At 71.4% G+C, this 17,671-nt stretch carries 20 protein-coding genes; 8 read left to right on the top strand and 12 right to left on the bottom strand.

Annotated elements, in window-relative coordinates:
• Window positions 1-51: 51 nt before the first annotated feature.
• A complete protein-coding gene (locus IFT73_RS16640; RefSeq protein ID WP_192168573.1) occupies window positions 52-1,194 on the bottom strand; it encodes an alpha/beta hydrolase in 1,143 nt (380 codons plus the stop codon).
• A gap of 60 nt (window positions 1,195-1,254) precedes the next feature.
• The gene (locus IFT73_RS16635; RefSeq protein WP_192168572.1) at window positions 1,255-1,908 is read right to left on the bottom strand and encodes an SIMPL domain-containing protein; all 654 of its coding nucleotides are present in this window, start codon (window positions 1,906-1,908) and stop codon (window positions 1,255-1,257) included.
• Window positions 1,909-2,026: 118 nt separating this feature from the next.
• On the opposite strand from IFT73_RS16635, the gene IFT73_RS16630 reads away from it, so the two are divergent.
• The 4 genes from IFT73_RS16630 to IFT73_RS16615 all read left to right on the top strand — a co-directional run bounded on the left by IFT73_RS16630 (window position 2,027) and on the right by IFT73_RS16615 (window position 6,555).
• The gene (locus IFT73_RS16630; protein WP_192168571.1) at window positions 2,027-2,527 is read left to right on the top strand and encodes a PaaI family thioesterase; all 501 of its coding nucleotides are present in this window, start codon (window positions 2,027-2,029) and stop codon (window positions 2,525-2,527) included.
• 50 nt (window positions 2,528-2,577) lie between these two features.
• Complete coding sequence (locus tag IFT73_RS16625; protein ID WP_056603846.1) at window positions 2,578-3,897, top strand: ATP-dependent 6-phosphofructokinase; 1,320 nt, start codon at window positions 2,578-2,580, stop codon at window positions 3,895-3,897.
• Window positions 3,898-4,156: 259 nt separating this feature from the next.
• Window positions 4,157-5,446, top strand: coding sequence for a bifunctional o-acetylhomoserine/o-acetylserine sulfhydrylase (locus IFT73_RS16620; RefSeq protein WP_192168570.1), 1,290 nt, complete (start codon window positions 4,157-4,159; stop codon window positions 5,444-5,446).
• Between the two features lie 59 nt (window positions 5,447-5,505).
• Window positions 5,506-6,555 carry a homoserine O-acetyltransferase gene (locus IFT73_RS16615; protein WP_371811315.1) on the top strand — a complete coding sequence of 350 codons (1,050 nt, stop codon included), beginning with the start codon at window positions 5,506-5,508 and terminating at the stop codon, window positions 6,553-6,555.
• 91 nt (window positions 6,556-6,646) lie between these two features.
• Here the strand turns inward: IFT73_RS16615 and IFT73_RS16610 are convergent, their stop codons facing one another.
• The 6 genes from IFT73_RS16610 to IFT73_RS16585 form a co-directional block, all read right to left on the bottom strand.
• Complete coding sequence (locus tag IFT73_RS16610; protein ID WP_192168569.1) at window positions 6,647-7,255, bottom strand: proline-rich domain-containing protein; 609 nt, start codon at window positions 7,253-7,255, stop codon at window positions 6,647-6,649.
• 61 nt (window positions 7,256-7,316) lie between these two features.
• Complete coding sequence (locus IFT73_RS16605; protein ID WP_056603855.1) at window positions 7,317-8,075, bottom strand: SDR family oxidoreductase; 759 nt, start codon at window positions 8,073-8,075, stop codon at window positions 7,317-7,319.
• Between the two features lie 4 nt (window positions 8,076-8,079).
• The gene (locus tag IFT73_RS16600) at window positions 8,080-8,880 is read right to left on the bottom strand and encodes an SDR family NAD(P)-dependent oxidoreductase (RefSeq protein ID WP_192168568.1); all 801 of its coding nucleotides are present in this window, start codon (window positions 8,878-8,880) and stop codon (window positions 8,080-8,082) included.
• Window positions 8,881-8,933: 53 nt separating this feature from the next.
• Window positions 8,934-9,575, bottom strand: a complete 642-nt coding sequence (locus IFT73_RS16595) for a histidine phosphatase family protein (protein WP_192168567.1) — start codon at window positions 9,573-9,575, stop codon at window positions 8,934-8,936.
• A 102-nt stretch (window positions 9,576-9,677) separates the two neighbouring features.
• Window positions 9,678-10,343, bottom strand: coding sequence for a fasciclin domain-containing protein (locus IFT73_RS16590; protein ID WP_056603863.1), 666 nt, complete (start codon window positions 10,341-10,343; stop codon window positions 9,678-9,680).
• Between the two features lie 52 nt (window positions 10,344-10,395).
• Window positions 10,396-11,961 carry a molybdopterin-dependent oxidoreductase gene (locus IFT73_RS16585; RefSeq protein ID WP_192168566.1) on the bottom strand — a complete coding sequence of 522 codons (1,566 nt, stop codon included), beginning with the start codon at window positions 11,959-11,961 and terminating at the stop codon, window positions 10,396-10,398.
• Between the two features lie 102 nt (window positions 11,962-12,063).
• Here IFT73_RS16585 and IFT73_RS16580 point away from each other — a divergent pair, with 102 nt between their 5' ends.
• Window positions 12,064-13,482 (top strand): hypothetical protein, encoded by a 1,419-nt coding sequence (locus tag IFT73_RS16580; protein WP_192168565.1) that lies wholly within the window; start codon window positions 12,064-12,066, stop codon window positions 13,480-13,482.
• A 15-nt stretch (window positions 13,483-13,497) separates the two neighbouring features.
• Here IFT73_RS16580 and IFT73_RS16575 read toward each other — a convergent pair whose 3' ends face one another.
• Window positions 13,498-14,190 (bottom strand): nitroreductase, encoded by a 693-nt coding sequence (locus IFT73_RS16575; protein ID WP_192168564.1) that lies wholly within the window; start codon window positions 14,188-14,190, stop codon window positions 13,498-13,500.
• Window positions 14,191-14,198: 8 nt separating this feature from the next.
• The gene (locus IFT73_RS16570) at window positions 14,199-14,954 is read right to left on the bottom strand and encodes an enoyl-CoA hydratase (protein WP_192168563.1); all 756 of its coding nucleotides are present in this window, start codon (window positions 14,952-14,954) and stop codon (window positions 14,199-14,201) included.
• A gap of 57 nt (window positions 14,955-15,011) precedes the next feature.
• On the opposite strand from IFT73_RS16570, the gene IFT73_RS16565 reads away from it, so the two are divergent.
• The 3 genes from IFT73_RS16565 to IFT73_RS16555 all read left to right on the top strand — a co-directional run bounded on the left by IFT73_RS16565 (window position 15,012) and on the right by IFT73_RS16555 (window position 16,815).
• On the top strand, window positions 15,012-15,866 hold the full coding sequence (locus IFT73_RS16565) for an NAD(P)-dependent oxidoreductase (protein WP_192168562.1): 855 nt from the start codon (window positions 15,012-15,014) through the stop codon (window positions 15,864-15,866).
• On the top strand, window positions 15,863-16,339 hold the full coding sequence (locus tag IFT73_RS16560; RefSeq protein ID WP_192168561.1) for a VOC family protein: 477 nt from the start codon (window positions 15,863-15,865) through the stop codon (window positions 16,337-16,339). Before IFT73_RS16565 ends, IFT73_RS16560 begins: the two co-directional genes overlap by 4 nt.
• A gap of 155 nt (window positions 16,340-16,494) precedes the next feature.
• Window positions 16,495-16,815, top strand: coding sequence for a hypothetical protein (locus IFT73_RS16555; protein ID WP_056603884.1), 321 nt, complete (start codon window positions 16,495-16,497; stop codon window positions 16,813-16,815).
• Between the two features lie 16 nt (window positions 16,816-16,831).
• Here IFT73_RS16555 and IFT73_RS16550 read toward each other — a convergent pair whose 3' ends face one another.
• Both IFT73_RS16550 and IFT73_RS16545 read right to left on the bottom strand, forming a co-directional pair.
• The gene (locus IFT73_RS16550) at window positions 16,832-17,260 is read right to left on the bottom strand and encodes an OsmC family protein (protein WP_192168560.1); all 429 of its coding nucleotides are present in this window, start codon (window positions 17,258-17,260) and stop codon (window positions 16,832-16,834) included.
• Window positions 17,260-17,559: a DUF2470 domain-containing protein gene (locus IFT73_RS16545; protein ID WP_192168559.1), complete on the bottom strand. Its 300-nt coding sequence runs from the start codon at window positions 17,557-17,559 to the stop codon at window positions 17,260-17,262. The genes IFT73_RS16550 and IFT73_RS16545 overlap by 1 nt, the downstream gene beginning before the upstream one ends.
• Window positions 17,560-17,671 lie beyond the last annotated feature (112 nt).

The raw sequence follows: 17,671 nt of genomic DNA, 5'->3' as shown, positions 1-17,671 counted from the left end.
CGGGGAGGGACCGCTCGACGCGGTCCCTCCCCGGCGTCGTCGCGTCGCGGGTCAGGCGGCCGAGTCGGGGACCATGCCCGCGATCTGCTCGGTGTGCGCCTCGGGGTCGACCGATGCGGGACGGTCGAGCTCGCCGACCGCCCGCCGGGCGAAGTCGGCCGCCAGCTGCAGCGCCATCTCGCTCTCGGGCAGGACGTCGGCCAGCACGGGGAACGCGTGCACCTGCTTGCGCCACAGGTGGGTCTCGACCTCGACTCCCCGCTGCGACAGCAGCAGCGCCATCGCCTCGACCTCGGGTCGCAGCATCTCGTCCTCGACCGCCACGAAGAACGTCGGCGACGAGATGTAGGCGCTGGCGTGCAGCGGCGAGGCGTACCCCTCGATCGAGGAGCCCTCGGGCAGCCACCGCTCACGGATCTTGGCGAGCCGTTTGACCGGCAGGTACGCGTCACGCGCCGGCGCGACCCGCACGACCTCCTTGTCCTCGCGATCGGGGTCGACGCTCAGCAGCGGCGAGAACCCCAGCAGGGCGGCGGGTGCCTGCAGGCGACGTCGGGTCGCGAGCTCGGCGATCTTCATCGTCAGGTACCCACCGGCCGAGTCGCCCGCGACGACGACCTTGTCGGGGCGCGACGTCTCGTCGAGCAGGGCCTCGTACGCCGTGATCGCGTCGTGCACCGAGTCGGCGATCGACCCCTCGGGCAGCTGGACGTAGTCGACCGACACCACCGTCGCACCGGTCTTGAGCGCGAGCCGCTCGCAGATGCGGCGGTGGGTCTCGATGCCGCACGAGAAGAAGCCCCCGCCGTGCAGGTACAGGATCGTCATGTCGCTCTCGGGGCCGAAGCGGTGCGTCATCGTCTCGACGCGGACGCCGCCCAGCTCGTGCTGGACGGGCTCGATGTAGCGCGAGCGCGGGCCCCGGGACGAGAAGGCGTCGAGCGCCCTGATCGCCGCGAGCGAGCGGTCGTTGATCGGCGTGTACTGCAGGAGCGGCTTGAAGACGATGCGCATCGTGCGCTGCAGCACCCGCGCGCGCAGGCTGAACGACTCGTGCACGATCGCCTCGTCGTACACGACCCGCATGGGGCCGCGGCCGCTGCGGACCGGCCGGTCGCGCTGCGGACGCGGACGTCGACGGGGCACCAGGCCCAGGAGCCGGGCCGCACGGTCACGGACGGGAGACCACCACATGCCTGCCAGCATACCCGCAGTATGTGAAGGCGCAGGGGCCGAAACCCCTGCGCGGCCGGGCTAGTCGGCCCGGAAGCGCGCGTCGACCTCGACCCGGACGACGATCTCGGCCGGCGTCAGGTCGAGCTCGGGGCCGTGGCCGTCGGACCGCGCGAACGCCGTCGCCATCGGCGCCGCCGGCGCCTCGCCGGGGCCCGTCAGCATGCCGGGGTCGGCGAGCTGGACCGCCACGACCTTGCCGCGGCGCACCGCGGTGGCGTACGCCTGGGCCTTGACCACGGCGTCGTCGACCGCCGCCTTGCGCACCTCGGCCTCGACGACCCGGCGGCTCTTGGCGCTGACGTCCCACACGACGCCGCCGACCTCGACGCCGTCGACGCTCGACCAGTGGTCGAGGAAGCTGCTGAGCCGCTCGAAGTCGGTGAACTCGGCCCGCACCTGCACCCTGGCCACGTGCACCGCGGGCCCACGCCGCCCGTCGCCGTCCCACGGCCGGTGGCTGAACACGCGCACCTGGTCGCTCGACCACGTCTCGACGGCCCGCAGGTCGGCGAGATCCTTCAGCTGGCCCGTCAGCGGGTCCTGGATCGCGAGGGCGTCGGCGAACGCCCGCGCCTTGTCGGACCCCTCGATCGCGGCGGCCAACGAGACGGTGGCCCGTTCGGCGGGGTGGTGCTGCTCCGCGGAGCCGCGGACGGTGATGTCGAGCGTCATGGCGCCATCTTGCCCCATGCCGGGTGCCGACACTGCCCGGATCGGGGCGCTGCGGTCCCCCGCTAGGCTCGCGGCACGCGATCACCTGGCGACACGACGGCGACGACGAAGAGGCACGATGACCGAGCAGACGCAGAAGTCGAAGACCATCACGTGGGTCGACCCGCTCCCCCAGGCCGCGCTGGCGCGGACGATGTCCGGGCTGGACTACCTGCAGGCCATCATCGACGGCGACGTGCCGGGCGCCCCGATCGCGAGCCACATCAACATGGAGTTCGTCAGCGTCGAGGTCGGCACCGCCGTCATGGCCGCGACCCCGGACGAGTCGCACTACAACCCCATCGGGTCGGTGCACGGCGGCTTCTTCGCGACCCTGCTCGACTCGGTCTGCGGGTGCGCGGTGCAGACGACGCTGCCGGCCGGCACGGCGTACACGTCGCTCGACCTCACGGTCAGCTTCCTGCGCGGCATCACGGTCGACACCGGGCGCGTCGTCGCGACCGGCCGCGTGACCAAGCCCGGGTCGAAGGCAGCCTTCGTCGAGGCGGACATCAAGGACGCCACCGGCCGCCTGCTGGCCACCGCGACGTCGACGTGCCTGGTCTTCCCGGTCGGCTGAGCCTGCCGGAAGGCCAGAACGTGAGGTTCTCCTCGGAGTAGGATCGCCTCGTGGTCACTCTCGCCGATCTCCAGGTCCGCTCGCTCGGTCCGTGCACCGTCAGCAGCCCGCTCGCGATGTACGTCAACGAGCGCGAGACCAACGAATACTACGTCGGCGAGACCGACCGCGTCCTGTACGACGACACGATCGAGCTGATCACGGCCCGCGGCCTGCCGCTCGAGGAGCTGCCGACGTTCGAGGCCGGCGGACCCCGTCGCTCGATCTTCTTCGACCCCGCCACGACCAAGGTCGGGGTCGTGACGTGCGGCGGGCTGTGCCCCGGGCTCAACGACGTCATCCGGGCGATCGTCCTCGAGCTGCACACCCACTACGGGGTGCACGACGTCGTGGGCTTCCAGCACGGCTACGCCGGCATCGTCGAGGCCAACGGGCACGCGGTCGTCCAGCTCACACCCGAGTACGTCGCCCGCATCAACGAGCGGGGCGGGACGATCCTCGGCTCGTCGCGCGGCGCCCAGGACCCCACCGCGATCGTCGACCGGCTCGTCGAGCTCGACATCGACATCCTCCTGGTCATCGGCGGCGACGGCTCGATGCGCGGGGCCCACAACATCGGGCGCGAGATCGAGGCACGCGGACTGTCGATCGGCATCGTCGGCGTGCCCAAGACGATCGACAACGACATCCCGCACATCGGCCAGAGCTTCGGCTTCTCGACGGCGTTCTCGAAGGCCGCGGAGTCGATCAAGGCGGCGCGCGTCGAGGTCGAGGCGGCCGTCGGCGGCGTCGGCATCGTCAAGGTCATGGGTCGCCACGCCGGCTTCATCGCCTGCTACGCCGCGCTGGCCAACCACGACGCCGACTTCGTGCTGATCCCCGAGGTCGAGTTCTCGCTCGACGGCGAGAACGGCCTGCTGCCGCTGCTGGCCCGCCGCGTCGCCGAGCGCGGCAGCGCCGTCATCGTCCTCGCCGAGGGTGCCGGCCAGGAGCTGATCCCCGCCGACGACCGCACCGACGCGAGCGGCAACGCCGTCCTCGGCGACATCGCGGGCTTCCTGCGCGAGCAGATCGGCAAGGACTTCGCGAACCGCTCGCAGCCGCTGACGATGCGCTACTTCAACCCCGGCTACGCGATCCGCTCGGTGCCGGCCGACGCGTCCGACTCGGTCTACTGCGCACGTCTGGCGCAGATCGCGGTGCACGCCGCGATGTCGGGACGCACCGACATGGTCGTCGGGCGACGCCGTCACCGCTTCGTCAACGTGCCGATCCCGTTCGTCACGGCCGGTTCGCACAGCGTCTCGCCCGACGGCGACCTGTGGCTCTCGGTGCTCGAGTCGACCGCCCAGCCCTTCAGCATGCGCTGAAGCCGAGCGAGCTCTGCGAGCGAGCGCCGAGGCGCGCCAGCGCAGCGTGAGCGGTGCGCGGCGAAGCCGCCCTGCTGCGAGGCGTGGCGGGTGATCGAGCTCGGGTGGGTCGCCCCGGCCCCTTCGCTCCGCTCACGGTCGGCCGCGAGCGGCCTCCCCAGGGGCCGATGGATCCGTGCCACATCGTGAGACGCCCTTGTCATCCAGCGAGACGGTGGCACTGTCGGAGGTACAGACCTTCGACTCCCCGGGAGACACCATGAGCGACACCTGGTCATTCGAGACCAAGCAGATCCACGCCGGACAGGTTCCCGACCCGGCCACCGGAGCCCGCGCCCTGCCGATCTACCAGACGACGTCGTTCCAGTTCCGCGACACCGACCACGCGGCCGCGCTGTTCAGCCTCGCCGAGCCGGGCAACATCTACACCCGCATCATCAACCCGACGCAGAGCGTCGTCGAGGAGCGCCTCGCCGCGCTCGAGGGCGGCGTGGGCGCCCTGCTGTTCGCCTCCGGCCAGGCGGCCACGACCGGCGCGCTGACCAACGTCGCCGAGGCCGGCGACCACATCGTCGCGTCGGCCAGCCTGTACGGCGGCACCGACAGCCTGCTGCGCCACTCGTTCCCGAAGCTCGGCATCACCGTCACGTTCGTCGAGGACAACAACAACCCCGAGGCGTGGCGAGCGGCCGTCCAGGACAACACCAAGGTGTTCTTCGGCGAGACGATCGGCAACCCCAAGGGCGACATCCTCGACCTCGAGGCCATCTCGGCGGTCGCCAAGGAGGTCAGCGTGCCGTTCATCGTCGACAACACCATCGCGACGCCCTACCTGCTCAACCCGTTGCGGCACGGCGTCGACACCGTCGTCCACTCCGCCACGAAGTACATCGGCGGGCACGGCACCGCGATCGCCGGCGTCGTGATCGACGGCGGCACGTTCGACTACGGCGCCCACGGCGACAAGTACCCCGGCTTCACCGAGCCCGATCCGAGCTACCACGGCCTCAAGTACGCCGAGGCGCTCGGACCGGCCGCCTACATCTCGAAGCTGCGCGTGCAGGTGCTGCGCAACACGGGTGCCGCGATCGCCCCGTTCAACGCCTTCCTGCTGGCCCAGGGCCTCGAGACCCTGAGCCTGCGCATCGAGCGCCACATCGAGAACACCCGCGCGGTCGCCGAGTGGCTCGAGGCCCGCGAGGACGTCTCGAGGGTCACGTGGGCGAGCCTGCCGAGCAGCCCCTACAAGCAGCTGGCCGACACGTACGTGCCCAAGGGCGCGGGCGCGGTGCTGACGTTCGAGCTGCCGGGCGGCCTCGAGGCCGGCAAGGCGTTCATCGACTCGCTCGAGCTGTTCAGCCACGTCGCCAACATCGGCGACGTGCGCAGCCTCGCGATCCACCCCGCCAGCACGACCCACTCCCAGGGATCGCCCGAGGAGCACGCCGCGACCGGTGTGACCCCCGGTCTGGTGCGTCTCGCGATCGGCCTGGAGGGGATCGACGACATCCTGGCCGACCTCGAGGCCGGATTCCGCGCCGCGAAGTGAGCCTGGCCCCCGGCATCGATCCCTCTCTCGTCACGGGCGCGTGGCGGGAGGGGGATCCCGTGGGTGGACGGACGTTCACCGATCTCGGCGACCTGACCCTCGACTCGGGTCGCGTCCTCCCGGACGTCCGGCTCGCGCACGAGACGTGGGGGACGTTCGACGGCGGCAACGCCGTGCTGGTGCTGCACGCCCTGACGGGTGACAGCCACGTCGTCGGCGACGCCGGCCCCGGACACCCCACACCGGGGTGGTGGGGGACGCTGGTCGGCCCGGGCCGTCCGATCGACACCGACCGCCTCTTCGTCGTCGCGGCCAACATCCTGGGCGGCTGCCAGGGATCGACCGGACCGGCCTCCCTCGACCCGGACGGCATGCCGTGGGGCGGCTCGTTCCCGTCCCTGACGGTGCGCGACCAGGTGCGGGCCGAGGTCGCGCTCGCCGACCGCCTCGGCATCGACCGGTGGCACAGCGTGATCGGCGGATCGGCCGGCGGCATGCGGGCGCTGGAGTGGGCCGTCGAGCACCCGGCGCGCGTCGAGCGGCTGTTCCTGCTGGCGACGTCGGCGGCGGCCTCGGCCGAGCAGATCGCCCTGTCGCGCACGCAGGTCGCGGCGATCGAGAACGATCCCGCCTGGTTCGACGGCGACTACTACGACGGCCCCGTCGGACCCCTGGCGGGCCTCGACCTGGCGCGACGCATCGCGCACATCGCCTATCGCAGCGAGGCCGAGCTGGAGGAGCGCTTCGGCCGCGAGGTCGAGCACGACGGGACGTGGTCGGTCGACTCGTACCTGCAGCACCACGGCGCCAAGCTGGTCGGACGCTTCGACGCCAACTCGTACGTCGTGCTGACCTCGGCGATGGACACCCACGACATCGGTCGCGACCGCGGAGGCGTCGAGGCCGCGCTCTCGCGGGTCACGGCCCGCACCGTGGTGGCCGGCATCGACTCCGACCGGCTCTACCCGCTGCACCAGCAGCAGCTGCTGGCCGATCTGATCCCCGGTGCCCACGGGCTCGACGTCGTGACGTCCGCGCACGGCCACGACGGGTTCCTGGTCGAGTTCGACCAGGTCGGCGAGCTCGCCCGCACCCTCCTCGCCCGCTGACGAGGGGGTTGCCGCCCCACGACGAGAGGGTTGCCGCCCCCGTGTGGGGCGACAACCCTCTCCTGGAGGGGCGACAGCCCCCTCGCGAGCGTCAGTAGAGCTGGCGCGAGGCCGCGGTGGCGTCGTAGAAGGCGGACGACTCCTTCTTCCACAGCAGCACCAGGATGACGACCGCCAGCACCGAGCTGACGACCGACAGGATCACCGAGATCGTCTCGGCGTTGCTGCCCGCGATCGTGAACAGCAGACCCACGATGTTCAGGACGCCGAGGATCGTCGCGACGACGCGCGCCCAGCTGCGTCCCTGCCCGTTCTTCCAGGCCATCCAGACCCACAGCAGGGCGCCGATCAGGCCGAACACCACCGCGATCGTGATCGTGACGGCGTAGGCCGCGTCGATCGTCGACTGGCTGACGTCGACGTCGTTCTTCATCAGCTCGGTGCGGATGTCGTCCTTGAGGCTGCCGATCGTCGCGAAGCTGTAGACCAGCGAGATGACGCTGAGCGCGGCGCCCACCAGCATCAGCTTGACCGCGAGCGCGATCGACGACGGCTGGGTCGGGGCGGCCGGACGCTGCGGCGGCTGGCCGCCGGGCCCGGTCGGGTACGAGCCGTACGGGGCGGCGGGCTGCTGGGGCCCCGGGTAGGCCGGCTGACCGGCGCCGAACGGCTCGTTGGGATCGGACGGTGTGCTGGTCATGGGGTCCCCCTGGATTCGACGACGTACCTGATGTCGCCACGACCCTATCGAAGACGGACCGTCACACCATCCGGCGGACGACGCCGAGCGGCGCGTACTTCATGACCTGCCCGAGCGGCGCCCACGGCCACGACGGGACGGCGGCGTCGACGACCTCGGCCTCGATCTTGGCCACGAGCGCCCGGCACCCGGTCTCGGTGTCGACCATCATCCGGGTCTCCTGCGTCACGCCCTCGTTCATCTCCGACGCGATGTAGCCCGGGAACAGCGTCGTGACCTTGATGTCGAGGCCCTTGCGGCCGATCAGGTCGGACCGGATGCCCTCGGCGATCATCGCGAGGCCGGCCTTCGTCGCGGCGTACGTCGTCATCGACGAGGGCATGCCGCGCATCGCCGACATCGAGGAGATGACGACGAGGTGACCGGCCTTGCGCTCGTAGAAGTGCTCCATCGCGGCCTCGCACTGGGCGAGCGCCGCGACGAAGTTGGTCTCGGCGGTCTGCCGGTTGGCCTCGAACCTGCCCGTGCCGATGCGTCCGCCCTTGCCGAGCCCGGCGTTGACGATGACGCGGTCGAGCCCGCCGAGGTCGGTGATCGCCTGCTTGAACACCGCGAAGACCTGGTCGTGGTCGGTGACGTCGAGCGCGTGGACGACGACCTCGATGCCGGGGTGGGCCGCGAGCAGCTCGTCGCGCAGCGCCTCGAGGCGATCGACGCGACGGGCCGTCAGGGCGAGGTGGTGGCCCTTGGCGGCCAGGATGCGGGCCATGCCGGCACCCAGCCCCGAGCTGGCACCGGTGATGAGGACGTTGGTGCGCACGGGATCAGTCCTTCTTCGCCATCTGGAACGAGGCCTTGCGCATCATGCGGTCGTACACCGGTCGGGCGAACCGCTTGGCGGCGTAGGCGATCCTGCCGTCGCGGTCGGTCAGGATGATGTGCCGGCCCTTCTCGACGCCCTTGACGACCTCGGCCGCGATGTCGTCGGCCGTGACCTTCGACCGGTCGATGAGCTTGGCGGCCGACTTCTGCGCCGACTCGTCCTTGCCGCGCATCGACTCGGTGAGGTTGGTCTTGAAGAACGTCGGGCACACCACCGAGACCTTGACGCCGTACGGCGCGAGCTCGTGCAGCAGCGTCTCGCTGAGCGCGACGACCGCGGCCTTGACGGCGTTGTACTCGCTCATCCGCGGCGGGTGCACCAGGCCCGCGGCCGACGCGGTGTTGACGATGTGCCCGCTGCCCTGCGCCTTCATGATCGGCGCGAAGGCGCGGCAGCCGCGGGCCACGCCGAGCAGGTTGATGTCGACGATCCACTGCCACTGGTCCATCTCGGTCAGCTCGATGCGACCGCCGGCCGCGACGCCGGCGTTGTTGAACAGCAGGTCGAGGCCGTCCCACTCCTCGACGACCCAGTCGCGCGCCGCGGCCCAGTCGACGTCCTGCGTGACGTCGAGGTGCCGGTACGTGACGCCCACCAGCCCGTCGAGCGCGGCGGGCTGCTCGGCGTGGACGTCGGTCGCCAGCACGCGGCACCCGCGTTCGACCATCTGGCGCACCAGCGCCAGGCCCAGGCCGGAGGCGGCACCGGTGATCAGGACGCGGGAGCTCGCGGGAATCGTCATGGTTCGGATACTACCGGTATCCCGGCAGTGTCCCGGTGGCCGTGGCCGCGTGACTAGCGGAACGTGACCATGTCGCGGGGCAGGTGGCCCGTCTCGTTGAACGCGAGGAGCCGGGCTCCGGAGGCGCCGACGATGACGGTCGTGACGCTGGCGTTCACGATGACGTCGTTGACGCGCTGGAACAGCGAGTCGTCCCCGGACAGCAGGTGCGACGCCACGAGCGCGATGGGGCCGCCGGACGTGAACACCGCGACCTGCCGGCCCGAGGTCGCCTGCGCGACGACGTCGTCGAACGAGGCCATCACCCGTGACCGGAACGTCTCGTACGGCTCGCCCGGGCCGGGCTCGCCGGCCATCCACCCGGTGAGCGCGATGTTGAGGGTGCGCTGGAAGGCCTTGGTGTCGGAGCCCATCGCCGAGGAGTCCTGCGCCTTCGCCAGCGCCAGGTGGTCGTACTCGTCCCACCCGGGGTCGACGTCGTAGCCGTCGCCCTCACCGCTCGCGTCGATCGCCGCGATCGCGGTCTGCGCGTGCCGCTTCATGCCGCCCGCGACAGCCGACGTCGGGGCCCAGCCGGACGCCTCCCACGAGACCCCCAGCGAGGACGACTGCTCGTACCCGAGCTCGGAGAGCTGGTCGTAGTCGGCCGCGCCGAACGACGCCTGCCCGTGGCGGATCAGGTGGATGGAGCCCATGGCGCGACCCTACCCGCGCAGACCGCGAGGCCGGCACCTGGTGAAGTCAGTGCCGGCCTCGCGGGTCGTGCGGTGCTGCGGTCGTGCGGTGCTACGTGGCGATCAGGCCGCCGGCGGCATCAGGACCGTGTCGATCAGGTAGACCGTGGCGTTGGCGGTCTGGACGCCACCGCAGATCACGGCGGCCTGGTCGCCGACCTTGATGTCGTCGCCCGAACCGGTGATGGTCAGGTCGGCGCCGTTGACGGTCTTGAACGTTCCGTCGATGTCCGCGGGCGCGATGCGCTCGGGGATCACGTGGTACGTCAGGATGCTCGACAGCGTCGTGCCGCCGGCCTCCTTGGCGAGGGTGTCGATCGTGTCGGCCGGGATCTTGGCGAACGCGTCGTCGACGGGCGCGAAGACCGTGAACTCGCCACCGTTGAGGGTGTCGACCAGGTCGACGTCGGGGTTGACCTGTCCGCTGACGGCCTTGACGAGCGTCGTGAGCAGCGGGTTGTTGCTGGCGGCGGTGGCCACCGGGTCCTGGGCCATGCCGCTGACCGAGCCGGCGCCGTCCGGGACGGCCTTCGCGTAGTCGGCGCAGCCGGGTCCGACGAGGTCGGCCGCCGGGTCGGCGTCCGAGGAGTCGGCGGAGGGCGCAGCCGAGGTGGCCTCGTCCGACGGAGCGGCGGCGTCGCCCTCCGAGTCGCTCGATCCGCACGCCGCGGTGAACAGGGCGAGCGAGGCAACGGCCGCGACGGCGAAGCTCTTGGTGTGGGTACGCATGTCGTGTCTCCTTGTGGTTGGGTTGTCGTGCTCTCGTGCGAGTCGTGCTGTGTTACTCGACGCGGAACTGGACGCTCTGCCAGCCGGTCGTACCGTTCGGGCGAATCGGGGCCCGCTCGGAAGTCTGTGTCTCGCCGTCCTTGTTGGTGGCGCGCACCTGGACGGAGTGGATGCCGGTCGTGGCGTCGTCCCACTGGTAGGACCACTGGCGCCACGTCTCGACGTTGTCCTCGTCGGCGAGCTCGGCCTCGACCCAGTCACCCTTGTCGATGCTGAGCTCGACCTTCTCGATGCCGACGGTCTGCGCCCACGCCACGCCGCCCATGCGGACCGCGTTCTGCGGGAAGGCCTGGAACGACTTCGGGACGTCGATGCGCGACGAGAACTTGATGGGTGCCAGCGCGGTGTAGTCGCGCGTCGTCCAGTAGCCCTTGAAGTCGGAGAACCGGGTGACCTCGATCTCGGTCAGCCACTTGGTGGCCGACACGAAGCCGTACAGGCCGGGCACCACGAGACGGGCCGGGAAGCCGTGCGCCAGCGGGAGGGGCTGGCCGTTCATGCCGATCGCGACCATCGAGTTGCGGTCGTCGGTCACGGCCTCGATCGGGGTGCCGGCCGTCCAGCGGTCGGCACTCGTCGACTTGATCGCGTCGGCGCCGTCCTGCACGCCGGCCATCTCGAGGAGCGTCGCGGTGCGGACACCGAGCCACAGCGCGTTGCCGACGTAGGGCCCACCGACCTCGTTCGAGACGCACGTCAGGGTGACGCGGTGCTCCTCGAGCTCCATGTCCATCAGGTCGCGGAACGAGAGGTTCAGCTCCTTGTCGACCATGCCGTGGATGCGCAGGCTCCAGCCCTCGGCCGGCACGTCGGGGATGCTGAGCGCGGTGTCGACGCGGTAGAAGTCGCGGTTCGGGGTGACGTAGGGGCTGACGCCCTCGACGTCGACCTGGGCCCCGGCGGGGACGGCCGGAGCAGGCTTGGCGGCCCGGGGCAGTCGGATGCCGGCGCGGGACGCGGCGGCAGCGGCGTCGCCGAAGATCTGGCCGACGGCTCCACCGATCACGACCAGGGCGGTCACGCCCAGGGACGCCTTGAGGAATCCGCGGCGCCCCAGGCCCAGCGGGTGCGCCGCAGCGGCCTTCTCGCGACCGCGGAGGTTGGCGAGCAGCACCAGCAGCGCGCTGAGGGACACGAGCAGCGTGACGACCGAGGGCACCAGCGTCAGCACCCGGCTGGCGGTCGTCGTGCGGTCGATCGCGGCGGCGGCGATGGCGAGGGCACCGAGCAGCGTCACGGCGCCGATCGCGATGCGCGGCCGGCGACGACCGATGATGCCGGCGACGATCGCGAACAGGGCCAGCGTCGCGACGACCCCGCCGATCAGGACGGCCTTGTCGTTCGACCCGAACTGCCGGATCGCGAAGTCCTTGAGGAACGGCGGCGCGTAGTCGACCGCCCGGTTGCCGACCGACTCGATCGGTGAGGGCACGCCCTGCAGGAGGGCGGCGACCCCGGTGCCCACGGCGACGCCCGACGCGGCGGCGAGGAAGCCGGCGATGGCTCCCGCCCACCAGGGCGCCGCAGCGGCTGCGCGAGTGTCTGTCGTCGTGGTCACACCTACGGTTCGGCGCACCGTGGGAGGTGGATTGGTGCGTCGGGGAATAAATTTCGAAGAACTTGATGAACGGCACGAACCGCCGCCTTCTACGCTGGTCCGATGAGTGCACTTGAGGGAGTCACCTTTCCGTCCGACAGCTCGACGTCCGCCGCCCGCACCGTCATGGCCGACGCGCTGCGCAAGGCCGATCCCGTGGGTGCCCGGGCCATCGAGAACGAGACGAACTGGCGGCGCAACTACCTGGCGCACTTCCGCCGGTCGGTCGAGGCCGGCGTCGGTGAGGCGGCCGCGGCGCACAGCATCGCGGCCGAGGGCCTGCGCAGCGCCCACGACCTGATGCGCTTCGACGACCTGCCCCTCGACGAGGCCGTCCGCGGCAGCGCGCTCAAGCAGGCCTTCCACACCCGGACGGTCGAGGGCACCGCCGAGGCCGAGACCGAGCTGACGATCCCCTACCGCGGCGAGCGGCTCGGCGGGGCCGCCCTGGTCGGGCAGCTCGAGACGTGGGTAGCCGCCGGCGTCATCACCCGCTCGGCGGCCGATGCCGTCCGCACCGTGCAGGACAACCCGCAGTGGCTGCGGCTCGAGGGCGACACCGTCGTCGTGCTGGGCGCCGGCGCCGAGATGGGGCCCCTGCGCGCCCTCCTGCGCTGGGGTGCGCAGGTCGTGGCGCTCGACCTGCCGCGCGCCGACGTCCAGGAGCGCCTGCGCGCCCTGGCGACCGAGTCGGCCGGCCGCACGCTGGTGCCGGCCCGCATCCTGACCAACGGCGACGACACCGGCGCCGACCTGCTGACCGAGCTGCCCGGCATCGCGCACTGGCTCGGCGGCCTCGACGGACGGCTGGTGGTCGGCAACTACTGCTACGCCGACGGAGCGACCCACGTCCGGCTCTCGATGGCGGCCGACGCGCTGGTCGAGCACCTGGTCGACGAGCGCGACGACACGGCGCTGGCGTTCCTCGCGACGCCCACCGACACGTTCGCCGTCCCGGCCGAGGAGGTGCGGTTCTCCAACGAGCTGTACTCGTCGCGATCGCGGCTCGTGCGCACCCCGCTGCGACTGGCCAGCGGCGGACGCCTGCTGCAGCGCCACTACCCGCCGGGAGCCGACCCCGGCATCTGCGACGCGCTCGTGCCGCAGCAGGGGCCCAACTACGCCCTGGCCAAGCGGATCCAGCGCTGGCGCGCCACCACGTCACGCGCCGCCGGGACCACGGTGTCGCTCAACGTCGCCCCCGCCACCCGCACGCGGTCGGTCGTCAAGAACAAGGCGCTCGCCGCCGCCTACGCCGGCTCGCACCGGTTCGGGGTCGAGATCTTCGACCCGGCCACCAGCAACACCCTGATGGCAGCGCTGCTGGTCCACGACCTGCGGGCAGGGGCCGCAGCCCAGGCCGAGCCGTGGCAGGACGAGGCCGTCAACGCGGCCCACGGAGGTCTGTGGACCGCGGCGTACGACCCCCGCAGCGCGCTGGGGCTCGCCGCCGTCCTCGGCATCGGCGCCCTGCGCGGCTGAGCACCGGACGGCCGGTCAGTCGACGAAGGTGACCGCCTGGTCGATCGGGGCGCGCGTCGACGTGAACCGGGCCGTGGGGTGGTCGGGATCGGGACGGCCGAACGAGATCCCGCACACGACCCGGCGGTCGTCGGGCAGGTCGAGGAACGCGCGGACGGCCGGCGTCACCTGGGCGATCGCGGCCTGGGCGCAGGTGCCGATGCCGAGCGCCTGGGCCGCGAGCATGAACGAGTCGACGTACAGACCGCAGTCGATCGCACCGTAGACCCCGAGATCGGCGTCGGTCGTGATGATCGCGACGTGCGGGGCGCCGAAGAACTCGAAGTTGCGCAGCATCTGGGCCGCCGACCCGTCGCGGTCGCCCTTCTGCACGCCGACCGCCTCGTACAGCTGCCAGCCGACCTCCTTGCGACGGTCGCGGTAGACGCCGGTGTAGGCCTCGGGGAACGGGAAGTCGGACGGCGCGGGCTGGCCGAACGTCGCGATGACGTTCTCGACGGCCGCCTTCGACAGCGCGTCCTTCGCCTCGCCCGAGACGACGTGCACGTTCCACGGCTGGGTGTTGCACCACGACGCGGTGTGCTGGGCCGCGGCGAGCAGCTGCTCGATCGTCTCGCGCGGCACCTCGTCGGGCAGGTACCCGCGGCAGCTGCGGCGGCCGGTGAGCAGACGGGTCAGCGTCTCGAAGTCGTCGGTGGGCTGGTCCATGGTGCGTCTCACCGTCCTTCGAAGACGGGCGGGCGCTTCTGCAGGAAGGCGGTCGTGCCCTCGGCGAAGTCGGCGGTGTCGAACAGCCGCACCTGCAGGTCGCGCTCGCGGTCGAGGGCGTCGTCGAGGTGCGGCAGCGTCGCCGCGGCGATCGCCTGCTTCGTCGAGCGGTACGCGACGCCGGCGCCGTGGGCGAGCCGGCCGACGAGGCGGTCGACCTCGGCGGCGAAGTCGTCATCGGGCGCGGCACGGTGCACCAGCCCCGCGGCCGCGGCCTCGGTGGCCGGCAGCCGCTCGCCGAGCAGGGCCATCGCCGAGGCCCGCGCCCGGCCGATCGACGCCGCCACGACGGCGGTCGCGCCGCCGTCCGGCATGAGGCCGATGCTCGTGAACGGGAGCAGGAAGTAGGCCGACTCCTTCGCGATCGTGAGGTCGGCTGCCAGCGCGACCGAGCAGCCGAAGCCGGCCGCCGGACCGTTGACCGCCGCGACGACGGGCACGGGGCTCGCGACGATCGCCCGGATCAGGCGGTTGGCGCGGTCCATCGGCTCGGTGCCGCTGATGGGTCCGTCGAGGCGTGCGCCGGTCGAGAAGCCCCGGCCCGCCCCTGTGAAGACGATGACACGGGTGCCGTCCGGGGCCTGCTCGACGGCGTCGGACGCGATGTCGAGCATGACGCCCGTCAACCCGTTGAGTCGGTCGGGATCGTTCCACGTGATCGTGCGGACGCCGTCGGCGTCGGCGACCAGCACTGCGTCATCCATGACGACAGGCTAGGCGACCCCTGGCCATCGTGACAGCAGTGGTGGCAAGATCACGGCATGTCACTCGCGGGAAAGACGATCATCATGTCCGGCGGCAGCCGCGGTATCGGCGAGGCGATCGCGGTGCGCGCCGCCCGCGACGGCGCGAACGTCGCCCTGCTGGCCAAGACGACCGAGCCCCACCCGGCCCTGCCGGGCACGATCCACACCGCCGCCGCGGCGATCGAGGAGGTCGGCGGGCACGCCCTGCCCCTCGTCGGCGACATCCGCGACGACGCCTTCGTGCTCGACGCCGTGGCGCGGACGGCCGAGGCGTTCGGCGGCATCGACGTCGTCGTCAACAACGCCTCGGCGATCGACCTGTCGAGCACCCGCGACGTCACGATGAAGAAGTACGACCTGATGAACGACATCAACTCGCGCGGGTCGTTCCTGCTCGCGAAGTCGTGCATCGACCACCTCGAGCGGTCCGACAACCCCCACGTCCTGACGCTGTCGCCGCCCATCACGCTCGACCCCAAGTGGTTCAGGACCGCGACGGCCTACACGATCGCCAAGTTCGGCATGAGCCTCGTGACGCTGGGCCTGAGCGAGGAGCTGCGCGAGCTCGGCATCGCCGCCAACTCCCTGTGGCCCCGCACCGCGATCGACACCGCGGCCGTCCGCAACGTCGTCGGTCCGGGGCTCGGCAACCACTCGCGCACGCCGGCGATCATGGCCGACGCGGCGTACGAGATCGTCACGCGTCCGAGCCGCGAGTGCACCGGCAACTTCTTCATCGACGACGACGTGCTCGAGGAGGCCGGCGTCACCGACTTCTCGATCTACCTGAACGGCGGCGAGGAGTCCGATCTCGCGCTCGACTTCTGGGTCGAGCCCAAGGGCCCGCACGATCCGAGCCTGTCGCTGTGAGCTCCTCCCGCGTCACCGTCACGCCGTTCCTCTGGTTCGACGCGAACGCCGAGGAGGCGATCGAGCGGTACCTGTCGGTGTTCGACGACGCCGAGCTGCTGAGCGAGCAGCGGCACCCCGACGGATCGCTGTTCATCGGCGAGATCAGCGTGCAGGGCCAGCGCCTGACGCTCATGAACGGCGGGCCGCACGTGTCGCTGACCGACGCCTTCTCGCTGGCGGTCGGCGTCGAGACGCAGCAGGAGGTCGACACGATCTCCGACGGGCTGATCGCCGGTGGCGGCCGACAGGGCCGGTGCGGGTGGCTCGTCGACGCCTTCGGGCTGAGCTGGCAGGTCGTGCCGGCGGCGCTGCACCGCCTGCTCGGCGATCCCGACCGCGAGGCCGCCGGACGCGCCCAGGCCGCCATGATGACGATGGACCGGCTCAGCATCCGCGACCTCGAGGACGCCTTCGCGGCCCGGACGAACTAGTCCCTTCGAGTCAATTTCGAGTGTCGGACGCCGAATTCCCCCACGTGACCCGATCGCCTCGTACCGTCGGAGGAAGAGGGGAAGGTCTCGACGGCAATGAGCATGGCAGCAGTGGGCACGACGGCAGCGGACACGACGGCGACGGGCGCGGTCCGATGAGCGTCTACCTGTTCGACATGGAGGGCGACCCCGTGGCCTTCCGCCGCAGCTGGTCCGACCCGCACGTCTTCGACCTGCGCGGTCGCCGCATCGGGTGCCTGCCGTGGGACGACAACGAGGTCGTCGACCTCGACGGACGCTACCTCGGCACGGTCGTCGACGACCGCCTCGTGCGTCGCAACGACTCGTGCCAGCGCCCGTGCGCGGAGCTGCCCGCCGACCCGGGCACCGTCGAGCCGACGGGACGCCCGCTGGCGCCGCACTACTTCCCGAACCGCTTCGCGTACGAGGACATCCCGCTCCAGCACCTCGCGTAGCGGCGGCCCGACCGGTCTAGACGTCGCGGATCTCGACGTCCGCCTCGGCCCCGATCGCCAGCGTCCGCGCAACGGTGCACAGCCGCTCCTCGGCCTTGGCGATCGCATCGGGCAGCAGCGCGCGCGCCCGGTCGCCGTCCTCGCCCTCGGGGAAGGCCACGTCGAACCGCATCAGCAGGTCGACCAGGTGGTTGCCGAGCTCGTCGCGGATCTTGTCGGCGCGGGTGTGCACGTCGAACGTCACGGGCTCGGCCCGTCGCGCCACGAGCGGGTCGACCGTCAGCGCGGTGCAGCCGGCCAGCGCGACCAGCAGCAGCTCGACGGGGGTGAAGTCGTCGCTGGAGCCGTCGCCGATCTGCAGCGTCGTGCCGCGGACGTTGGTCGCGGTGTAGCGCGACGGGCCCGTGCGCGTCAGCTCGACGCTGCGCTCGGTCTCGCCCGACATCAGTGCGCCTCGCGGGCCGGCAGGCCCAGCCGCTCGGCCGCCGCGTCGTGCAGGGCGACGACCGCGCGGCGGACGTCGGCGCGCTCGACGACCGGTCCGGGCCACGGGACGGCCTGCCCGCGGGTCTCACCGTCCACGACGACGTCCCAGGTGCCGCCCTCGGTGTCGAGGTCGGTCATCGTCGCGGCGGTGGCCGCCGGATCGACGAAGGCGCGCGCGATCGTGAGGTTGTCGTCGGTGTGGTCGTCGTTCATGTGGTGCAGGATCGCCGCGACCACGTCAGGCGGGAAGCTCGTCATGGCTCGACGGTATCGCCCGGCCCCCGGGCACCGCGTCTCCGCCGATATGGCAAGAGGTTTGACACCCCGTCATAACGTGTAAGAATTCTTGAGTTTTCTTTACATGTCAGCA

Source organism: Aeromicrobium sp. CFBP 8757 (assembly GCF_014841755.1).
Classification (GTDB): domain Bacteria; phylum Actinomycetota; class Actinomycetes; order Propionibacteriales; family Nocardioidaceae; genus Aeromicrobium.
This window is presented reverse-complemented; position numbering and strand designations above follow the sequence as displayed.

Coding starts and splice junctions, on each gene's coding strand:
- IFT73_RS16570 (WP_192168563.1), bottom strand. CDS start 14,954: ATGGATGACGCAGTGCTGGTCGCCGACGCCGACGGCGTCCGCACGATC.
- IFT73_RS16635 (WP_192168572.1), bottom strand. CDS start 1,908: ATGACGCTCGACATCACCGTCCGCGGCTCCGCGGAGCAGCACCACCCC.
- IFT73_RS16600 (WP_192168568.1), bottom strand. CDS start 8,880: ATGACGATTCCCGCGAGCTCCCGCGTCCTGATCACCGGTGCCGCCTCC.
- IFT73_RS16555 (WP_056603884.1), top strand. CDS start 16,495: ATGAGCGTCTACCTGTTCGACATGGAGGGCGACCCCGTGGCCTTCCGC.
- IFT73_RS16590 (WP_056603863.1), bottom strand. CDS start 10,343: ATGCGTACCCACACCAAGAGCTTCGCCGTCGCGGCCGTTGCCTCGCTC.
- IFT73_RS16640 (WP_192168573.1), bottom strand. CDS start 1,194: ATGTGGTGGTCTCCCGTCCGTGACCGTGCGGCCCGGCTCCTGGGCCTG.
- IFT73_RS16610 (WP_192168569.1), bottom strand. CDS start 7,255: ATGACCAGCACACCGTCCGATCCCAACGAGCCGTTCGGCGCCGGTCAG.
- IFT73_RS16565 (WP_192168562.1), top strand. CDS start 15,012: ATGTCACTCGCGGGAAAGACGATCATCATGTCCGGCGGCAGCCGCGGT.
- IFT73_RS16545 (WP_192168559.1), bottom strand. CDS start 17,559: ATGACGAGCTTCCCGCCTGACGTGGTCGCGGCGATCCTGCACCACATG.
- IFT73_RS16620 (WP_192168570.1), top strand. CDS start 4,157: ATGAGCGACACCTGGTCATTCGAGACCAAGCAGATCCACGCCGGACAG.
- IFT73_RS16630 (WP_192168571.1), top strand. CDS start 2,027: ATGACCGAGCAGACGCAGAAGTCGAAGACCATCACGTGGGTCGACCCG.
- IFT73_RS16595 (WP_192168567.1), bottom strand. CDS start 9,575: ATGGGCTCCATCCACCTGATCCGCCACGGGCAGGCGTCGTTCGGCGCG.
- IFT73_RS16575 (WP_192168564.1), bottom strand. CDS start 14,190: ATGGACCAGCCCACCGACGACTTCGAGACGCTGACCCGTCTGCTCACC.
- IFT73_RS16580 (WP_192168565.1), top strand. CDS start 12,064: ATGAGTGCACTTGAGGGAGTCACCTTTCCGTCCGACAGCTCGACGTCC.
- IFT73_RS16550 (WP_192168560.1), bottom strand. CDS start 17,260: ATGTCGGGCGAGACCGAGCGCAGCGTCGAGCTGACGCGCACGGGCCCG.